General features: G+C 64.2%; 5 protein-coding genes. All 5 read left to right on the top strand.

Features of this window, described 5'->3' with window-relative positions:
- Nucleotides 1-262: thiamine pyrophosphate-dependent enzyme (locus tag AAFP05_RS07175; protein WP_341729175.1), on the top strand; the 262-nt coding region annotated here is incomplete at its 5' end.
- Nucleotides 259-783 carry an acetolactate synthase small subunit gene (gene ilvN / locus AAFP05_RS07170; RefSeq protein WP_341729174.1) on the top strand — a complete coding sequence of 175 codons (525 nt, stop codon included), beginning with the start codon at nucleotides 259-261 and terminating at the stop codon, nucleotides 781-783. The genes AAFP05_RS07175 and ilvN, both read left to right, overlap by 4 nt.
- A gap of 33 nt (nucleotides 784-816) precedes the next feature.
- Nucleotides 817-1845: a ketol-acid reductoisomerase gene (gene ilvC, locus AAFP05_RS07165; protein ID WP_341729173.1), complete on the top strand. Its 1029-nt coding sequence runs from the start codon at nucleotides 817-819 to the stop codon at nucleotides 1843-1845.
- 145 nt (nucleotides 1846-1990) lie between these two features.
- Nucleotides 1991-2545 carry a hypothetical protein gene (locus tag AAFP05_RS07160; RefSeq protein WP_341729172.1) on the top strand — a complete coding sequence of 185 codons (555 nt, stop codon included), beginning with the start codon at nucleotides 1991-1993 and terminating at the stop codon, nucleotides 2543-2545.
- 119 nt (nucleotides 2546-2664) lie between these two features.
- A complete protein-coding gene (locus AAFP05_RS07155; RefSeq protein ID WP_341729171.1) occupies nucleotides 2665-4200 on the top strand; it encodes an SPFH domain-containing protein in 1536 nt (511 codons plus the stop codon).
- Nucleotides 4201-4576: the final 376 nt, after the last annotated feature.

The raw sequence follows: 4576 nt of genomic DNA, 5'->3' as shown, positions 1-4576 counted from the left end.
CACCGATCTCAAGACCGACCAGGTGCCGAACTTCCCGCTCTTGGCCGAGGCATTGGGCTGCGTCGGGCTGAAGGCGACCACCGTTGAGGAGGTCGACGAGGTGATCAAGCAGGCAATGGCCATCAACGATCGTCCGGTCGTGGTCGAGTTCGTCTGCAGCAAGGACGCGATGGTCTGGCCGATGGTTGCGGCCGGCACCAGCAACGACGACATCAAGATCGCGCGCGACATGGCGCCCGCATGGGAGGAGGAAGAGCTGTGACCAATCACACTCTGAGCGTCCTGGTCAGCGACCAGCCGGGCGTGCTGGCCCGGGTCGCAAGCCTGTTCAGCCGCCGCGGCTTCAATATTGAGTCCCTCGCGGTGGGAAGCACCGAGAAAGAGGGTGTTTCCCGAATCACGCTGGTGACCGAGGTCGACGAAGGCAACGTCTTGGAACAGCTGGTCAAGCAGCTCAACAAGCTGGTCGAGGTCTACAAGGTCATCGAATTGGAGCCGAATTCGGTCCAGCGTCAGTTGATCCTGCTCAAGGTTCGCTGCAACGAGCGTAACCGCAGCGCTGTGCTCGATGTCGTCGGGCTGTTCCGCGCCAAGGCGGTCGACGTCAGCTTCGAATCGGTCACCATCGAGGCGACCGGCACCGAAGACAAATTGGCCGCACTCATCACCATGCTCGACGCCTATGGGATCATCGAATTGGTCAAGTCGGGTGAGGTCGCGCTGAGCCGCGGCAACAAGTCCATCAATGAGAAGAACCGTCCTGCCTTGCAGGCTGGGCGCTGAAGTCAAAGTAGAACAGAAGGAGCACGAATCCCCATGGCAGAAATGTTTTATGACGACGATGCCGATCTTTCGATCATCCAGTCTCGCACCGTGGCCGTCATCGGTTATGGATCGCAGGGTCATGCGCATGCGCTGAACCTGCGCGACTCGGGTGTCGATGTGCGCATCGGTCTGCCCGAGACCAGCAAGTCGCGTGCCAAGGCCGAGGCAGAGGGGCTGCGTGTGGTGACCCCGGCGCAGGCGGCTGCCGAAGCCGACGTCATCATGATCCTGGTGCCCGATCAGGTGCAGCGGTTCGTCTACGCCGAGTCGATCGCACCGAACCTGAAGGCCGGCGACGCCATCTTCTTCGCGCACGGCTTCAACATCCGCTACGGCTACATCACCGCTCCCGAGGGCGTCGACATCTGTATGGTCGCTCCGAAGGGCCCCGGCCACATCGTCCGCCGCGAGTACGCGGATGGCCGTGGCGTCCCGGTGCTGGTCTGTGTCGAGCAGGACGCCACCGGCAATGCCTGGGAGCTGGCCAAGAGCTACGCCAAGGGCATCGGTGGCCTGCGCGCCGGCGCGATCAAGACCACCTTCACCGAGGAGACCGAGACCGATCTCTTCGGCGAGCAGGCCGTGCTCTGCGGCGGCATGTCGCACCTGGTGCAGGCCGGTTTCGAAACCCTGACCGAGGCCGGCTACCAGCCCGAGATGGCCTACTTCGAGTGCCTGCACGAGCTGAAGATGATCGTCGACCTGATGATCGAGGGTGGCATCTCCAAGCAGCGCTGGTCGATCTCCGACACCGCGGAGTACGGCGACTACGTTTCGGGTCCGCGCGTCATCGATGCCCATGTCAAGGAGAACATGAAGGGCGTGCTGGACGACATTCAGTCGGGTGCATTCGCCAAGCGCTTCATCGAGGATCAGGACAACGGTGCCGTCGAGTTCAAGAAGCTGCGCGAGGCTGAGGCCGGTCACAAGATCGAGGCCACCGGCAAGGAACTGCGCAAGATGTTCAGCTGGCTGAAGGACTCCGACGACGACTACGTCGAGGGCACTGCCGCTCGTTGAGCCGGGCGCTGTTAGACCTGATCGCTGAAGGTGGCCCTCCCCGGTTGGGGGAGGGCCACCTTCTGTATGCCTGGGGTGGTGGCGCCGCGCGCAATAGGATGGGGTCACGCAGTGCCAGGCCACGGCGAACAGAATGGGGGCGGCAATGACGATCTTCTTCGCCATCGGCGGCATCGGGATCGCCTTGCTGCTGGTCGCTTTGTTCGTCGGTGATGTGCTGGACGGCGCGCTCGGCTTGGACGGCTTCGCTCATCTCGATGCCCTCGACTCGGATGTCTTCTCCACCGCAGGAGTCGCCGGTCTACTTGGTGGCTTCGGGTTCGGCGGCGCAATCGGGCTGGAACTGACGGGTCTGATGCCCATCGCGATCGGCGTCGGATTGGTCGTCGGCGTTCTGCTCGGCTGGGGAGCAGGCAGGCTGACCGGTCTGCTGCGTCGTCAAGGCACCGATGTGGCGCCGAGCACAGCGTCCCTGATCGGAGCCGAGGCGCAGGTGATCACCGCGATCCCCGAGGGCGGTTATGGCCAGATCCGGCTGCAATACGGCGGCCACACGCACACGCTGAATGCCAAGGGGCCGGTGGCTTTGGACGCCGGTACTCGCGTGTGGATCTGTGGAGTGCTGTCGGCGACCTCGGTCGAGGTGCTCCCGGTGGATGCGCTTGGCTCGGCCGGCCCGTCCGACGTCCTGGAGGTGTGAGGCGGCCCTTGCGTGGACATCAACGCGTGGTCCTGGGCCGCCGGCGGTCAGGGTGAACCCTGACAGGTAGGGTGAATCTCAGACGACGACTGACATTTTCATGACGCGAAGGAGCTGCCTTGTCAATCTCACCTCTCGTAATAGCAATCATCGGGCTGGTGGTCCTGGTGGTGCTGATCGGCTTGCTGGTCGCGAGCCGGTACAAAGTGGCGGGGCCGAACGAGGCGTTCCTCGTCACTGGCCGCAAAGGCAAGGAAGTCCGCAATCCCGAGACCGGACAGATCTCCGCCGACCTCTCGGGCCAGAAGGTCGTGATGGGAGGCGGCATCTTCGTCGTCCCGTTCATTCAGCGGCTGTTCATCATGGACTTGTCGAGCCGGCGGATCATGGTGCAGATCCGCGGCGCAGTGTCGGGCCAGGGCATCAAGCTCAACCTTGACGGAGTCGCGCTGGTGAAGGTCGGCGGCAATGAGGATTCCATCCGTGCGGCTGCGCAACGTTTCCTCACTCAGCAGGACGAGATCGAGAGCTTCACCCAGGAGACCCTCGCCGGTTCGCTTCGCTCGATCGTCGGTTCGCTGAGCGTCGAGCAGATCATCCGCGACCGTGCTGCCTTCGCCCAGCGGGTGGCGGACGAATCAGAGTCGTCGCTGACCGGCCAGGGTCTGGTGCTCGATACCTTCCAGATTCAAGACATCACCGATGCCGGCTCCTATCTTTCCGATCTGGGACGTCCCGAAGCCGCCAAGGTGCAGCAGCACGCCGCGGTCGCCGAGGCCGAGTCGCGCCAGGAAGCCGAGCAGGCCCGAATCAATGCCCAACAGCTGATCGCCATCCGTGAGCGCGAACTCTTGCTCAAGCAGGCAGAGATCAAGGCAGAGACCGATGCTGCGAACGCTCAGGCCGCCGCCGCAGGTCCGCTCGCGCAGGCGGATCGTGATCAGGCGATCTTGACCGAGCAGGAGAAGGTCGCGGTGAAGCAGGCCGCGCTGAAGGATCGTCAGCTCGACACCGAGGTTCGCAAGCCCGCGGACGCCGAGCGGTACCGTGTTGAGACCGACGCCGAGGGCCGCCGCAACGCCGCCATCTTCCAGGCGGACGCTGACAAGGCCGCCGCGATCGCTCGGGCCGAGGCAGAAGCCGAGAAGGCACGACTGACCGGTGTCGGCGAGAAATCCCGGCGTACCGCGTTGGCAGAGGCCGAGGCCATTGAAGGTGCCAGGCGAGGCGAGGCGGAGAAGGCCCGTCGTGTCGCCGAGTCGGACGCAGTGCGAGCTGAAGGCGAGGCGCAGGCAGCAGCCATCCTGGCAACCGGCGAGGCACAGGCCGAGGCGATGAACAAGAAGGCCGACGCTTACGGGCGCTACAACGAGGCCGCGGTCATCGAGATGCTCGTCTCGGTGCTGCCGAGCCTGGCCGAGAAGATTGCCGCTCCGATGGGTGACATCGACACGCTGACCGTCATCTCCACCGACGGTGCCGGCGAGATGCCCAAGCGGGTGACCAACGGGGTCGTCCAGACCTTCCAGCTGCTCAAGGACGCCACCGGAATCGATCTGGGCAAGCTCAGCGACAAGTACCTGGGCGCGGACGAACTCGGCGGCGCGTCCGCCAACCCTCCCGTTGTATCCGGGCCTGCTCGCAGCGAGTTCTAGCCGCGGACGAGGGCTTGTGTGGGCGGCAAGCGGCTACCGAAAGTAACGGCGGCTAGCGGAATGCTCGTGTGGGCGGCGAGCGGCTACCGAAAGTGACAGCGGCTAGTGGAATGCTCGTGTGGGCGGCAACCGGCTACCGAAAGTGACAGCGGCTAGTGGAATGCTCGTGTGGGTGGCGAGCGGCTACCGAAAGTAACGGCGGCTACCGAACATTCGGTAGCCGCCGTACTTTTCCGTAGTTGTTGTCGGCAGGGGCCGTGCATCCTGGCAGCCGCTGTGCCTTCCGGTAGCCGCTAGGACAGACCCGCCACGAGCCGACGCTTGACTGCGACTACTGGGGACGTGGCGCTGAAGGCGAGTGCTGGGGACGTGACGC

It is taken from the genome of Brooklawnia sp., assembly GCF_032229645.1.
GTDB lineage: Bacteria > Actinomycetota > Actinomycetes > Propionibacteriales > Propionibacteriaceae > Brooklawnia.
Note: the sequence above shows the minus strand (reverse complement) of the source record. Positions and strands in the feature narration are given on the sequence as shown.